The sequence below is a fragment of the Phytomonospora endophytica genome (assembly GCF_014202425.1).
Taxonomy (GTDB): domain Bacteria; phylum Actinomycetota; class Actinomycetes; order Mycobacteriales; family Micromonosporaceae; genus Phytomonospora; species Phytomonospora endophytica.
Genome location: NZ_JACHGT010000004.1, coordinates 368,036 through 381,777, shown reverse-complemented (window position 1 = coordinate 381,777; position 13,742 = coordinate 368,036). Strand labels below are relative to the sequence as shown.

The window sequence follows — 13,742 nt, the reverse complement described above, 5'->3', positions numbered from 1 at the left end:
GGGATGTTCGCCGCGCTCACCGGATTCGGCCTGTCGACCGCGGCCGGGTTCAACGCCTACATCCCGCTTCTCGTCGTCGGCCTCGCCGCCCAGTTCACCGACCGCGTCGATCCCCCGGCGGGGTACTCGTGGATGACGAGCTGGTGGGCGATCGGCGTCTTCGCCGTGCTCCTGGTCGTCGAGATGGTGGTCGACAAGATCCCGGTCGTCGACCACGTCAACGACGTCATCCAGACCGCGATCCGGCCCGCCGCCGGCGGTGCCGTGTTCAGCGCGACGACGGCGGCCTCCGACGTCGACAACTCCGCCTGGCTGGCCGAGCGCCCGTGGGTCGGCTGGATCATCGGGATCGTGGGCGCGCTGGCCGTGCACCTGGTCAAGGCCACCGTCCGGCCCGTCGTGAACGCGACGACCGGCGGGGTCGGCGCGCCGGTCGCCAGCACCGTCGAGGACGGTGGCGCGCTCGGCATGAGCCTCGTCGCGATCTTCCTGCCGATCCTGGTCATCGTCGGCCTGGTGATCATGATCTGGTCGGCGATCGTGCTCATCCGCCGGGTCCGGCGCCGAAAACGCCGCAAGGCCGCCGAGAAGGCCGCACGCAGGACGGCCCGCGAGTCGGGCGCGTTGCCGCCGCCCGCCGACGGCACCTGGCCCGATCCCCTGTCGTGGCCCGAGGACCCGGACTGGCCGAGGGCCGGTCACCTCGGCAAGCCCACGGCCGAACGGCCGCCGCGGCCACCGGACACCTACCCGGGCGCCGACTCACGGGGATGAGCGCACGGCGAAGCGGGACCGTCCCGGTGGACGGCCCCGCCGCACGTCTCTAGCGCAGGCCCGCGAAGAAGTCGCGCAGGTCGCCGGTGATGACCTCCGGCGCGGTGTGGGCCGCGTAGTGCCCGGTGACCTTCTCGTTGACGCGCCAGCTCACGATCCGGGTGTGGTCGCGCTCGGCGAAGCGCCGGATCGACTGGAAGTCGCCCGAGACGGCGGCCGACAGTCCGATGGGGACGGTCGTCGGGCCGGTCGGGCGGTCGGTGTCGAGCTTGTCCTCCCGGTAGAAGCGCAGGGCCGAACCGGCCGTCCCGGTGAACCAGGTGATCGCGACGTTGGTGAGGACGAAGTCGTCGTCGAGATCGGCGTCGAAGAGCTGGATCTGCCAGCCCAGCAGACCGGCCGGGGAGTCGGAGACGGCGTGCGCCAGGGTCTGCGGCTGCTGCGAGTGGAGCACGTTGAAGGCGCCCTTGTTCTCCCAGAAGTCCTGGAGGACGCCCAGGGCGGCCATGTCCTCGCCCGACATGCCCTCGAACTCGGCCGGGTCGCCGCCGGGGAAGGAGTAGAGCTGGGTCACGTGCGCGCCGACCAGGTGTTCAGGGTCGAGCCGGGCGATCTCGGGGTTGATCATCGAACCGGCGTCGTTGCCCGCCACCCCGTAGCGTTCGCCGTAGCCGAGCCGGTTCATGAGCGTCACCCACGCGGCGGCGGTACGGCGAGTGCCCCAGCCCGGCGCCGTCGTCGGGCCGGAGAAGCCCATGCCCGGCAGGGACGGGACGACGACGTGGAACGCGGTCGACGGGTCACCGCCGTGCGCGCGAGGGTCGCTGAGGGGACCGACAACGCGCAGGTACTCCGCGATCGTCCCGGGCCAGCCGTGGGTCAGCAGCAGCGGCAGGGCGTCCGGCTCGGGCGAGCGCACGTGCAGGAAGTGGATGTTCTGGCCGTCGATCTCGGTGGTGAACTGGGGCAGGGCGTTGAGTTCGGCTTCCCTCGCACGCCAGTCGAAGCCGTCGCGCCAGCGGGCGACGAGGCGCTGGAGGCGGGCGAGGGGGACGCCGTAGTCGCCTTCGGGGAGTTCGGAGGTCCAGCGGACGCGGTCGAGGCGGTCGCCGAGATCGTCGAGGTCGGCCTGGGGGACGTCGATGCGGAAGGGGCGGATTTCGCTGTTGTCGGCCATGAACGAAGCCTCGCCGTAACACCCCTCCGGGCGCATCACGAGAACTCGTTATATCGACCGGGTATCGCATAATGGCGGCGTGGCAGCCCCGTTGAGCCCGGTGTTCGCCGGCCGCACCGCCGAGCTGGCCGCCTTGCGCGACTCGTGGTCGGAGGCGGCCGGCGGTCCGTCGTTCGCGCTGGTCTCCGGGGAGGCGGGGATCGGCAAGAGCCGCCTGCTGGCGGAGTTCACCGCCGGACTCGACGCCGGGACGCGGGTCCTGACCGGGGAGTGCCTGGAACTGGGCGGCCTGCCGTACGCGCCTTTCGCGGCGGTCGTCCGTGGCGCGGTCCGGGAGCTGGGGGCCGCGGGGGTCGCCGCGCTGCTCCCGGGCTCCTCGCCGGAGCTGGCGCGCTGGCTGCCGGTGCTGGGGACGCCACCCCCGGAGGACGGCGCCGGTCGTGGTCGCCTCTTCGAGGAGGTGCTGGGGCTGCTCGAAGGACTCGCGGCGAGCGGGCCGACGGTGGTGGTCCTGGAGGACCTGCACTGGTCGGACGCCTCGACGCGCGAGCTGGTGCTGTTCGTGGCCCGCAACCTCTCCACCACGGGCCTGCTGCTGGTGGCGACGTTGCGCGCCGAGGAGGCGGGGCATCTCGGGTCGCTGCCCGCCGGACTCGCTCGTGCCCCGGGGGCACGGCGGGTGGATCTGCCGCGCTTGAGCGCCGTGGAGGTCGCCGAGCAGCTCGCCGGGATCGACGGCCGTCCGGCGGACCCTGCCGAAGTCGCGCGGGTGCATCGCCGCAGCGAGGGCATTCCGCTGTTCGTGGAGAGCCTCGACCGTTCCGGGGAGGGGATGTCGGCGAGTCTGCGGGAGCAGTTGCTCGGCGGTCTGACGACCCTGCCCGACCGGGGCCGCGCGGCGTTGCGGGCCGCGTCGGTGATCGGCGTCCAGGTCCCCCACGACCTCCTGGTCGATGTCGCCGGGCTGGAGCCCGCGACCGCGGACGAGGAGCTGCGCCCGCTGGTCGAGCGGGCGCTGCTGATCCCCGACGGTCACGGCTACCGCTTCCGGCACGCGCTCATCCGGGCCGCCGTTCACGACGGTCTCCTGCCGGGTGAGCGGGTGCGACTGCACACGCGCTGCGCCACCGCGCTGTCGGCGCTTCCCGGCGAGCACTCCTCGGCGCTGGCCGGGCACTGGGACGCCGCCGGGCGCGCGCCCGAGGCCCTCGCCGCGGCCTGGCGCGCGGCCGGCGTCGCCGGGGAGTCCCACGCCCACACCGAACAGCTGCGCTGGCTGGAACGCGTCCTCGCCGGGTGGACCGCCGAACTCGGCGTCCCGAAGGTCGTCGTACTGGAGGCCGCCGAGTGGGCCGCGGCCCTCGCCGGTGAGCCGCAGCGAGGCGTCGACCTGGCCACGGCGGCCCTGGCGGAGCTGGACCCCGAGCGCGAACCCGAGCGGGTCGCAGCCCTCCTCGACCATCGCGGTCGCCTCCGATACCGCATCGACGGTCTCGGCCTCAATGACCTGCGGGAGGCGCTGACGCTGCTTCCGGACGGGAGTTCGAACATCTCGCGCGGCAACGCCCTCGCCAGCCTCGCCGGTGCCCACCTCTCCCACGGCGACCTCGACGCCGTCGACGCCCCCGCCCGGGAGGCCCTGCGGATCGGCCGCGCGGCCGGGGACCGCGCGATCTGCCTGAACGCCCTGGCCAGCATCGGCATGCGCCTGGTCCTGCTCGGCGAGACCGTCGCCGGGGAGGCCGCGCTGCGGGAGGCGATCGCCATCGCCGAGCAGCACGGCGAGCCCGACCTGCACACCGGGCTGCTGTTCTACCTGGCTCGCGCGCACGCCGAGGCCGGGGACTTCCGGCGCTGTGCCGAGGCCTCGGAGCGCGGCCTGACGCTGGCCCGCCGCTTCGGCCTCGACCGGCGGCGCGCGCCCATGCTGACGGTCTTCCTCGTCGAGGCGCACATCGCGCTGGGCGGATGGGAGGCGGCCCGGCACGCCCTGCGCGTGGCGCTGTCCACCGAACCCACGGCTTTGTACCAGGGGCTCCTGCACGCCCTGCGCGGCCTGACCGAGGTCGCCGCCGGAGACCTGGCGGCGGCGACGGAGGCCCTCGACCTGATCACCACGCTTCCCGGCGGCCGTCCCGAAGTCCTGCTCGCCCGCCGGGTGGAGCTGGCCTGCCGCATCGCCACCGACGGCGGCCGCCCCGCCGACGCGGTCCTCGCCGAGGCCGCCGCGACGGACCCGGCGACGGTGATGCGCCCGTGGGTGTTCCTCCCGGCCGTCGCGCGGGTGACCACCGAGCCCGACCGCTGGCGGGGCTACGCCGACGCCGCTCCCGCGCGCGGCCCCCTCCAGCGCGCCGCCCGCGCGACGGCACTCGCCCGCCTGGACGGCGCCGACACCGCGGGCTGGGACGCCCTCACCGCACGCTGGCGCGACCTGGACCTGCCCGGCGAGACCGCCGAGTGCCTGCTGTCCGCCGCCGCGGCCGCCGCCGCCGACGGCGACCGCGAAGGCGCCGTACGTCGCGTCCACGAAGCCGTCGAGCTCGCCGAAGGCTTCGGCGACGCGGGCATCACCGCCCGCGCCACGGCCCTCGCCCGCCGCCTGCGCGCCGGCCCGGCACGGCCCGCCGACTTCGGCCTCACCCCGCGCGAACGCGACATCCTCGCCCTCATCGCCGAGGGACGCAGCAACCGCGCCATCGCCGCCGAGCTGTTCATCTCGGTGAACACCGTGGGCGTGCACGTCTCACGGGTCCTGGCCAAACTCCAGGCGTCGGGCCGCACCGAGGCGGCCGCGATCGCGAGACGCGCGGGCCTGCTGGAGGGGTGAGGGCGCGACCGGGGTCCGTCCGCGGCACAGGGCCACTCCGTCAAGGCTGATGCGCCCGGCACACCGCCGGGAGGACGCACCTCCCCTGCGCGTGCACGGCGGGACGTGCGGTCGAGCGCGCTGGGGATCTGGACGGCCGCAAAGCCCGGTCGCACTCCCGCGAGGTCGTCGACGGCTGCGTCAGGGGCCCGGACATGGTCCCTACAGGGCGCCGCCCGGCCGGCGCGTGCTCGCGTTCACGCTGCCAGGCGGAGCAGGGTCTCCGGACGTCCCCTCTAGTCCGAGCCGACGAGGATCTGCTCGCGCAGGATTTCGGCGTGGCCGCAGTGCTGAGTCAGTTCGCGCAGCACGTGCAGGTACACCCAGCGCAGGGGCAGCGGGCCACGGCGGTTGCCGGTGACGACGTCGTCCAGGTCCAGCCCGGCCGTCGCCCGGCGTGACGCCTCGCAGGCCTCCCGGTGGGCGCGCTGGATCGAGGCGATGGTGTCACCGGCGTCGAGATCGAAGGACTCGTCGGGCGAGTCCGGGATGCCGATCTCGGCGCGCGGGCGTCCCGAGATCGCCTCGTCGAACCAGACCTTCTCGAAGAAGGTCGCGTGCTTGACCAGGCCCAGGGGCGTGGTCTTCGAAGCCACCAGCGACGTGCGCGCCTGTTCCTCCGACATGCCGTTCAGGCTGTCGTGCAGCGCGGCCCGGTACTCGTCGAGGAAGGCGTCGAACTGCGCGCGGATGGGCGCGTGAAAGGTCGCGGGATCCATGGTCAGCATGCGGCAAAGGTATAAGGCCGCGCGGGGGCGGAGCGCCCCGCCGTCGCCGCTGGCCCGGTCCCCCGAGTCTCACCCATCACATCCCCCGGTACCCGCCCCCCGTGTGCGCATACCATCGCTCTCAGGTCTACCGGCCACCAACCGAACTCAGGAGTGCACACCGATGAGCAACCACTTCGACGTAGTCGTACTCGGCGCCGGGGTCGGCGGGTACGTCGCGGCGATCCGCGCCCGCCAGCTCGGCCTGACCGCCGCGGTCGTCGAGGAGCGCCACTGGGGCGGTGTGTGCCTCAACGTCGGGTGCATCCCGTCCAAGGCCCTCCTGCGCAACGCCGAACTGGCCCACATCGTCACCAAGGAGGCCGACTTCTTCGGCCTGGGCATCGAGGGCACCCCCAAGCCCGACTTCTCCAAGGCCTGGACCCGCTCCCGCAAGGTCGTCGACGGCCGTGTCAAGGGCGTCCACTACCTGATGAAGAAGAACGGCATCACCGAGTTCGACGGCCGCGGTGTCTTCACCGACGCCAACACCGTCGAGGTGAACAAGGCCGACGGCTCCTCGGAGACGATCACGTTCACCAACGCCGTCATCGCCACCGGCGCGACCACGCGCCTGCTGCCCGGCACGCAGGTCAGCGACAAGGTCGTCACCTACGAGCAGCAGATCCTGTCCGAGGAGCTGCCCGAGTCGATCATCATCGCGGGCGCGGGCGCGATCGGCGTCGAGTTCGCCTACATCCTGAACAACTACGGCGTGAAGGTCACCATCGTCGAGTTCGCCGACCGGATGGTGCCCCTCGAAGACGCCGAGGTCTCGGCCGAGCTGGCCAGGCGCTACAAGAAGTACGGCATCGACGTCCGTCTCTCCACGCGTGTCGACGGGATCACCGAGACCGCCGACGGCGTCCAGGTCACCGTCACCAAGGGCGACAAGTCCGAGGTCCTGGAGGCCGGCAAGGTCCTGCAGGCGATCGGCTTCCAGCCCCGCGTCGACGGCTACGGCCTCGACAAGACCGGCGTGAAGCTGACCGAGCGGGGCGCCATCGACATCGACGGGCGCGGACGCACCAACGTCCCGCACATCTTCGCCATCGGCGACGTCACCGCCAAGCTCATGCTCGCCCACACCGCCGAGGCGATGGGCGTCGTGGCCGCCGAGACGATCGCGGGCGCGGAGACCATGGAACTCGACTACGTCATGATCCCCCGCGCGACCTACTGCCAGCCGCAGATCGCGTCCTTCGGGTGGACCGAGGCGCAGGCCCGCGAGAAGGGCTTCGACGTCAAGGTCTCGAAGTTCCCCTTCAGCGCCAACGGCAAGGCCCACGGCGTCGGCGAGACCGGCGGTTTCGTGAAGGTCCTGTCCGACGCGAAGTACGGCGAGCTGCTCGGCGCGCACATGATCGGCCCCGACGTCACCGAGCTGCTCCCGCAGCTGACCCTGGCGCAGCAGTGGGACCTCACCGTCAACGAGGTCGCTCGCAACGTCCACGCCCACCCGACCCTGGGCGAGGCCGTCAAGGAGGCGATCCACGGACTCGCCGGCCACATGATCAACATGTAGCCGGCCGGCGCACGACGACGCCCCTCCCACCGGAAACGGCGGGAGGGGCGTCGTGTTCGTCAGGCGGTCTCGACCACCGCGGGCCGGGGCCGCACCGCCTGGAGGATCGCCACGGCGAGCCCCATGATGGCCATGCCGGCCAGGGCGTGCAGGCCGAAGACGAGCGCACCGGCGAGTTCGCCGACCGCCTTGGCGATCGTCGCGATCCCGACTTCCAGGCCGACCAGCGCCGAGATGGCCACCGACATGCCGATCAGGCGGCCGGGAAGTTTGGCGACGGCGCCGACGATCGCCATCACGACCGGCACGCTGAAGATCACGTAGCCGAGGACGTGGTGCGGACGGTAGGCCTCGGCGCTGAACGCACCGGCGGCCGCGAAGAAGAACTGGGCGGCGACGAGAAGCAACAGCAGCGCCGACAGTCCCGCGAATACCTTGCGCACGGCTGGTTCCTCCTGGTGGTTCTTCCCGATGGGCGTACCGGGAATGGGCTTGGTGATCGAACGTTGCTCACCCGGTCCGACGAGACGGCCGCGTGGCATGTGAGGCCGAAACCGCTCACTGAGACCTAGGTCACGTTCGGATCTCCGACGGCCGCCCCCTTCGGGCGACACCCCCGGTCAGGGGCCCGGCGGCCGAAGCGGCGATGCCACGACATGCCCCCCGAAGAGCCGCGAATCGGTGCACACTCCACAGTGGTCGATCACCGAGATCGAAAGCGGGTCAACCCACCCGCCGTCCGTGAGCGTCTAAACGTAGTAGCCCTCGACCCATTGGAGACCCACCCACATGGCTTCCATGAAGCGACGCACGGTCCTCACCGCCATCGGCGCCGGAACGGTCGCCGGCATCGCCGGCCCCGCCGCGGCCTCCGCCGCGGAGGAGTCCACGCCGACGACGCCCGAGCGCGCCGCCCAGCACATCGCCGAGACCTACCGGCGAGAGAGCGCCGCCGCCGGCGGGACCTGGCAGGCGTACATCACCGTCGCCAAGCCCGACGGGACGCTGATCACCGCCGTCGACGACGAGTCGGCGAAGGTCGCCGACGCGTGGAGCACCAACAAGTTCCCGGTCGCCGCCACCGTCCTCGACCGCGTCGACAAGGGCACCGCCAGCCTGCACACCGAGGTCGACGTCGTCGACCCGTTCATCGTCTGGGACGGCGACGGCGTCATCCCCTTCGACGGCGCCTACCCCAGCCGGATCAGCCTCGGGCACGCGATCTCGCTGCTGCTCAGCATCTCCGAGGACAGCTCCTCGCGGCTCTGCTCGCAGATCGTGACCGCCGCCGAGATCAACGCCTACATGAAGGGTCTCGGCCTGCCCAACACGCAGGTCGAGGTCATCCCCGGCTCGCGGCGCTGGTACCTCGGCTGGACCTCCGCGCGCGAGATGCACGACCTGTGGCAGAAGCTCGTGCGCGGGCAGCTGCTGTCGGCGGCGTCGACGGAGTACCTCGTGAAGATCATGCGCTCGCCGAACGCCTTCACCGAGGGCATCCGCTCGAAGCTGTCGACGACCGAGCGCGGCCGCATCGCGACCAAGGCCGGCTGGATGGACACCGGCCGGTGTGAGGCCGGGGTCATCTACGACGCCGCCGGCGCGCCGGTCGTCACGTACTCGATCTACGCCGACCACCCCGAGCACCTCGACGACTACAGCGGCAACCACCCGCTCATCGCCGCGCGCGCCCGCATGGGACGCAAGTTCGTGCGGGCCGTGGACCGCCTGTCGGGCGCCCCGGGCATGACGCTGGAGCCGGAGACGTACCGCCCGTCGAACGGCTAGACGGCCGACGGCCCGGTCACGGCGGCGACGCCGGGGCCGGGCCCCGTCACTCCGGCACGGCGAGTTCCCAGTCGAGTTCCCACAGTCGTGCGGTGTGATCGCGGGAGTGGGACAGCACGTACCGCCCGTCGGATGTGGAGCGCACGTCGAGGACCTCGGTCCGGTGCCCCTCCAGGACGTGCACGCACGCACCGGTCCAGATGTTCCACACCCGGACGGCGGCGTCGGCGCCACCCGTCACCGCGTAGGACCACCCGGCGGTGAACCGGGCCGCGTTCACCCGGCCCGGCCCGGTCGCGAACCGCCGCATGAGCCGCCCGGTCCGGGTGCTCCACATCCGCACGGTCCCGTCGGCGGCGCTGGACAGCAGGAGGCTCCGGTCGCCGTTGACGCTCACCGAGGTCACCGCGTCGTCGTGCCCGTCCCACAGACGGATCCATCGCCCGGTGCCGGTGTCGAACAGCCGCAGCCAGGACCGCACCGATCCCACCCGGGCGGGTCCGGCGGAGGCGGCGAGACGCACGCGGTCGACGCCGTCCTCCGACACGTTCAGCCACCAGTGGCTCTGCCGGAGCGTGTGCCGTTCCTCGCCGGTGACGAGGTCCCACACGAGGACCGTGCCGTCCTCCTGGTCGACCAGCGCGCTGTCACGGGACAGGAACCGCAGTTCCCGCACGTCGTTCCGGTCGCCGGGAAGGACGCGCAGGCACTCACCGGACGCGACGTCCCACAGCCGCACGGTCCCGGCGCCGTGCGCGGACAGGGCGAGCCGGCCGTCGGCGCTGAGGCACACCGCGTGGGTCCGGGCCCCGCCGTCGAGGCTTCGCAGGACACGGGCGCCCTCGATGTCCCATACCCGGACCTGCCCGCCCGGCCCGCCGAGGAGGGCGAGACCGTCGTGGTCGGACAGGGAGATCGCGGAGACGTCGCCGAAGTCCGTGGGCGCCGCCGTCCACGCGGCCCGTACCCCGACACGGTCGGTGTGCCGCTCCAGCTCCCGCCACACGGACAGGACCCGCGGGGACCGTTCGTGCCCTTCGACCGACCGCGCCCGCGTCAGCAGGCCGAGCGCGACGGCGTGGGAGCCGGCGGCCAGCGCCGCCTCCGCCTCCAGGACCAGCCCCTCGGCCTCGGCGTACAGCAGGTTCACCCGTGCGTGCGGTCGCGGCCTGCACAACTGCAGCGCTCCCGTGTACGGGTTCGCCAGGTCCCAGCGCTCCAGTCCCGCGATGTCGGAGACGGTGTGGACCGACCGGCCGTCCGGGCTGAACCTGGCGTCGCGCGAGTACCCGCGCCGCGGCCCGTCGAAGGTGCGCACGCATCGCCCGGTGCCGAGTTCCCACAGCCGGGAGAACGTGTCGCCCGCCTCGAACAGGAGCCGCCCGTCGTCGCTGACCGCGAGCTCGCCCCCGTCCCAGCCGGTCCTCGACAACGTGCGCGCGCCCGCCCCGTCGCCGGGGTTCCAGAGTTCGATGGATCCCGACAGCCCGCCGATGACGACCGTCCGGCCGTCGGGGGTGAACGACAGGTACCTGACGTAGGAGTGCCGCAGCGTCTCCGTGCACTCGCCGGTCTCCAGGTCCCACAGGCGAACGGTCTCGGGATCGTCGGGGCGGGAGCCGCCCGTCACGGCCCGGCTCCCGTCGGCGCTCACCGCGATGTGCGAGACGGCCGGGATCGCGTCCCCTCGCAGCGGTACCCGGCGTTTCCACCTGCCGCCGAAGGGCTCCCACACTCTGGCCACGCCGTCGACGTCGACGTAGACGACCTTCCGCGCGTCGGCGCTCACCCGGACCCGGCGTGAGAACCCGGCCCCTGGGCGGTACCGGCGGAGACCGGCGCTGCGCAGGCAGCGCCCGGTGCCCAGGTCCCACAGGCGCAGACGGTCGTCGGCCGACACGCCGAAACGTCCGTCCGGGGTGACGTCGAGCGTCTCGACACGGCCGGGATGCCGCAGCGACGTTCGGGCACCGCTCGCGACGTCGCGGTGGCACAGCTTGCCGTACGCGTCCCGGTGCAGGAGCGAGGCGCCGGAGACGTCGGTCCGGGCGAGATAGCCCGAACCCGTCGACGTCAGCGTGCTCGCGCCGACCTGTCGCGCCCGTCCCGACGCGATCGCCTCGCGCGCGGCCCGGACCTCCGGTTCGCGGCGGTCCTTCGGCGCGACACCGTCGAGCAGTTCGCGCGCGGAGGCGAGGTCGCCGCGTTCCATGTGCGTCTGGGCCAGGAGGCACCACGCCTGCCAGGTGCCGGAGGGCATCGCCTCCAGCCGGGTGATGAGCTCCACGTCGCTGAACTCGCCGCGCCGCCAGCGGACGGTCCCGGCGTTGTAGGTGGCGGCCAGGTGCTGCGGATCGGCGGCGAGCGCCCTGCCGAAGGCGGCGTCGGCGTCGGCCGCGCGGCCGAGGTCGAGCAGGGACAGGGCCCGGTTGTTGTACTCGTCGGCGCGCAGGTCGGCGGCGACGGGCTTCGCGCGCGGGTACGGGCTTCCGGTGGCGGCGTGGTGGACGGCGGCCAGTTGTTCGACGACATCGGCCATCGAGGCGGGCCGTCGCGCGGGGTCGGCGGCGAGACAGCCGGCGAGCAGCTCCGACAGGGCCGGGGGCATCGCCGGGATCCGCACGGGCGGACCGTCCCGGTGGACGAGTTCCTGGAGGGCCGCGCCGGCGGCGGCCCCCGACCGCCAGGTCACGCCGCCGTTGAACATGTCGAGCACGGAGACGGCGAAGCTGAACACGTCGCCGCGCCGGCCGACCGGCCGTCCCTCCGCCTGCTCCGGGGACGCGTAGGCGCGGGTCATGCCGCCGCCACCGGTCACGAGCACCGAGACGTGGGAGGGGCCGTCGGGGGCGGCGACGCGGGTCGCGGCCGCCTTGGCCCGCGCGAGGCCGAAGTCGGTGACCTTCGCGGTGCCGTCGGCGTCGATGAGGACGTTGGAGGGCTTGACGTCGAGGTGGACCAGGTGGCGGGTGTGGGCGTGGTCGAGGCCCCAGGCGACCTGGATCGCGATGTCCAGCATGCGGGTGAGCGCCTCGGCCGGGCCGCCCCGGTACAGGCGTCCGTCGTCGATCCAGTGCCGCAGGCTGCCGCCGGGAACGTACTCGGCGAACACGCGCGGGACACCGTCGAACACGCGGACGTAGTGGCAGGCGCAGACGTTGGGGTGCAGGCCGAGGGAGACCCAGGTCTCGGCCTCGGTGACGAACCGTTCGCGGGCGGCGGCGGTCGCGAACATGTCCGGTCGGGGGCTCTTGACGGCCAGGTCGATGCCCCACAGCAGGTGCCGGACGGCGAAGACCAGCCCCATGGCGCCGTCCTCGTGGACACGGACGACGCGATAGCGGTCGTCGATGACGTCCCCGACCCGCCAGGTGGGCGTCCCGCCGGACACGATGTCGGTGGCACCGGTGGTCAACGCCGTCATGGGGACAGTGCACCACCCGCGTCCGGGGACCGCTCCCCGCGGCCGGTCAGCGGTCCGCGAACGGGATCGGGCACGCCGGGTCGGCGGCGCATGTGGCCAGGTCGTCGCAGCCGGAGCCGATCGCGGTCCGCAGGGTCGCCGCGATGGTGGCGAGGTCGGCGATGCGGGACTCGACCTCGGCGAGTTTGGCCCGGGCCCGGGTCGCCAGGCCCGGCCGGTGCGCGTGGCGGCGGCCCAGGTCGAGGAGTTCGGCGACCTCGCCGAGGGTGAAACCGAGGCGTTGCGCGGCCTTGATGGTCCGCAGGACGGTCACGCTCTCCGGCGGGTACAGGCGGTGGCCGCCGAGGCTGCGGGGCGGTTCGGCGAGCAGGCCGCGGCGTTCGTAGTAACGCAGTGTCTGCGGGTTGACCCCGGCGGCTTCGGCGACCTCGCCGCTGCGCAGTTCGCCGTTCACGGCCGTATCACCGCTTCGGCGCGCGCGACCAGCGCGGCGAGGACCCCGGAGTGCGCGCCGGGGACCTCGATGTCCAGGTCGGCGCCGGTGGACGTCGGGGTCACGGTGAAGGTGAGGAAGGAGCAGCACGACGACTCGCGCGCGGCCAGTTCGCCGACCCGCGCGGGCAACCCGGTGTCGCCCGACAGGGTGATCCGGGCGCGGGTCGGCGCGTCGAGCGCGGTGGCGGTGAGGTGGGCGGCGAAGAGTCCGTCGAACTCGGCCAGCCGCGCTGGCCGTTCGGCGGTCGGGAGGGTGCACGCGTCGGGGACCCAGTCGAGGCTCATGCGATCGACGTTAACCCCGTACCCGGGTACCGGTTGCAAGCCCCGACGGCACGCTTACGGCCGCCGCGCCTTCGCGCGGCGGCCGTCGTGTGCGGTCGGGATGCGGGTCGCTACCGGCGGCGGATCGCCCGGTAGAGGCGGACCGTCTGGTCGCGGCGGGCCCAGGCGACGGGGGCGACCAGGGCGAGGGCGACGATCGGCATGAACCAGAAGTAGCCGTCGAAGAAGACCATCTGGGTCGTGAAGGCGCCGACCATCAGCGCGACGAAGCACTGGGCGGCCAGCCCGGACAGGATCGGGATGAACAGGGCGATCGCGCCGGCGAGTTCGAGGGCGCCGATGACCACGAAGAACCAGGTGCCGACACCGAGCACGGCGGCGGAGTCGACGGTGGCCTGGTCGGCGGAGAGCTTCGGCAGCGAGGAGAAGGCGAACAGGGCGGCGGCCAGGACCTGGAGGGTCCACAGGCCGATCGTGGCGGCGCGGCCGCGAGTGCGGACGACGGTGGTGGTGGAGGTGGCGGGGATGCGGGTGGTGATGGCGGTCATCTCTTCGTCCTTGTCTCTGTGAGCCGGTTGTTTAACCAACTCGTTAATTAACGTCTAAGTTGAATATAGCGCTCACGGCGGAGGAGTCAA

Annotated in this window: 11 protein-coding genes; 4 read left to right on the top strand and 7 right to left on the bottom strand. The window is 72.8% G+C overall.

Going from position 1 to position 13,742, the window contains the following annotated elements:
* The first annotated feature begins 3 nt into the window (after positions 1-3).
* Positions 4-774, top strand: coding sequence for a DUF4126 domain-containing protein (locus tag HNR73_RS10970; protein WP_184787248.1), 771 nt, complete (start codon positions 4-6; stop codon positions 772-774).
* A gap of 49 nt (positions 775-823) precedes the next feature.
* Here HNR73_RS10970 and HNR73_RS10965 read toward each other — a convergent pair whose 3' ends face one another.
* Positions 824-1,951 carry an epoxide hydrolase family protein gene (locus HNR73_RS10965; protein ID WP_184787247.1) on the bottom strand — a complete coding sequence of 376 codons (1,128 nt, stop codon included), beginning with the start codon at positions 1,949-1,951 and terminating at the stop codon, positions 824-826.
* Between the two features lie 79 nt (positions 1,952-2,030).
* Here HNR73_RS10965 and HNR73_RS10960 point away from each other — a divergent pair, with 79 nt between their 5' ends.
* Positions 2,031-4,781: an ATP-binding protein gene (locus tag HNR73_RS10960; protein WP_184787246.1), complete on the top strand. Its 2,751-nt coding sequence runs from the start codon at positions 2,031-2,033 to the stop codon at positions 4,779-4,781.
* A gap of 275 nt (positions 4,782-5,056) precedes the next feature.
* Here HNR73_RS10960 and HNR73_RS10955 read toward each other — a convergent pair whose 3' ends face one another.
* Positions 5,057-5,548, bottom strand: coding sequence for a DinB family protein (locus tag HNR73_RS10955; protein WP_184787245.1), 492 nt, complete (start codon positions 5,546-5,548; stop codon positions 5,057-5,059).
* A gap of 163 nt (positions 5,549-5,711) precedes the next feature.
* Between HNR73_RS10955 and lpdA the strand changes: the two genes are divergently transcribed.
* Complete coding sequence (gene lpdA / locus HNR73_RS10950; protein ID WP_184787244.1) at positions 5,712-7,112, top strand: dihydrolipoyl dehydrogenase; 1,401 nt, start codon at positions 5,712-5,714, stop codon at positions 7,110-7,112.
* Between the two features lie 59 nt (positions 7,113-7,171).
* On the opposite strand, the gene HNR73_RS10945 is transcribed toward lpdA, so the two are convergent.
* The gene (locus tag HNR73_RS10945) at positions 7,172-7,555 is read right to left on the bottom strand and encodes a DUF6220 domain-containing protein (RefSeq protein ID WP_184787243.1); all 384 of its coding nucleotides are present in this window, start codon (positions 7,553-7,555) and stop codon (positions 7,172-7,174) included.
* A gap of 355 nt (positions 7,556-7,910) precedes the next feature.
* On the opposite strand from HNR73_RS10945, the gene HNR73_RS10940 reads away from it, so the two are divergent.
* Positions 7,911-8,900, top strand: coding sequence for a serine hydrolase (locus HNR73_RS10940; protein ID WP_184787242.1), 990 nt, complete (start codon positions 7,911-7,913; stop codon positions 8,898-8,900).
* Positions 8,901-8,946: 46 nt separating this feature from the next.
* On the opposite strand, the gene HNR73_RS10935 is transcribed toward HNR73_RS10940, so the two are convergent.
* The 4 genes from HNR73_RS10935 to HNR73_RS10920 all read right to left on the bottom strand — a co-directional run bounded on the left by HNR73_RS10935 (position 8,947) and on the right by HNR73_RS10920 (position 13,652).
* Positions 8,947-12,324 (bottom strand): protein kinase domain-containing protein, encoded by a 3,378-nt coding sequence (locus HNR73_RS10935; protein WP_184787241.1) that lies wholly within the window; start codon positions 12,322-12,324, stop codon positions 8,947-8,949.
* A gap of 46 nt (positions 12,325-12,370) precedes the next feature.
* Entirely contained in the window at positions 12,371-12,778 is a 408-nt protein-coding gene (locus HNR73_RS10930) for a MerR family transcriptional regulator (RefSeq protein ID WP_184787240.1), read from the bottom strand.
* Entirely contained in the window at positions 12,775-13,104 is a 330-nt protein-coding gene (locus HNR73_RS10925; RefSeq protein WP_184787239.1) for a hypothetical protein, read from the bottom strand. The genes HNR73_RS10930 and HNR73_RS10925 overlap by 4 nt, the downstream gene beginning before the upstream one ends.
* A gap of 110 nt (positions 13,105-13,214) precedes the next feature.
* A complete protein-coding gene (locus tag HNR73_RS10920) occupies positions 13,215-13,652 on the bottom strand; it encodes a DoxX family protein (RefSeq protein WP_184787238.1) in 438 nt (145 codons plus the stop codon).
* Positions 13,653-13,742 lie beyond the last annotated feature (90 nt).

What these genes read in the sequence shown, in the direction of transcription:
- HNR73_RS10955 (WP_184787245.1), bottom strand. Translation starts at nt 5,548, where the DNA reads ATGCTGACCATGGATCCCGCGACCTTTCACGCGCCCATCCGCGCGCAG.
- HNR73_RS10925 (WP_184787239.1), bottom strand. Translation starts at nt 13,104, where the DNA reads ATGAGCCTCGACTGGGTCCCCGACGCGTGCACCCTCCCGACCGCCGAA.
- lpdA (WP_184787244.1), top strand. Translation starts at nt 5,712, where the DNA reads ATGAGCAACCACTTCGACGTAGTCGTACTCGGCGCCGGGGTCGGCGGG.
- HNR73_RS10920 (WP_184787238.1), bottom strand. Translation starts at nt 13,652, where the DNA reads ATGACCGCCATCACCACCCGCATCCCCGCCACCTCCACCACCACCGTC.
- HNR73_RS10965 (WP_184787247.1), bottom strand. Translation starts at nt 1,951, where the DNA reads ATGGCCGACAACAGCGAAATCCGCCCCTTCCGCATCGACGTCCCCCAG.
- HNR73_RS10970 (WP_184787248.1), top strand. Translation starts at nt 4, where the DNA reads ATGTTCGCCGCGCTCACCGGATTCGGCCTGTCGACCGCGGCCGGGTTC.
- HNR73_RS10940 (WP_184787242.1), top strand. Translation starts at nt 7,911, where the DNA reads ATGAAGCGACGCACGGTCCTCACCGCCATCGGCGCCGGAACGGTCGCC.
- HNR73_RS10935 (WP_184787241.1), bottom strand. Translation starts at nt 12,324, where the DNA reads ATGACGGCGTTGACCACCGGTGCCACCGACATCGTGTCCGGCGGGACG.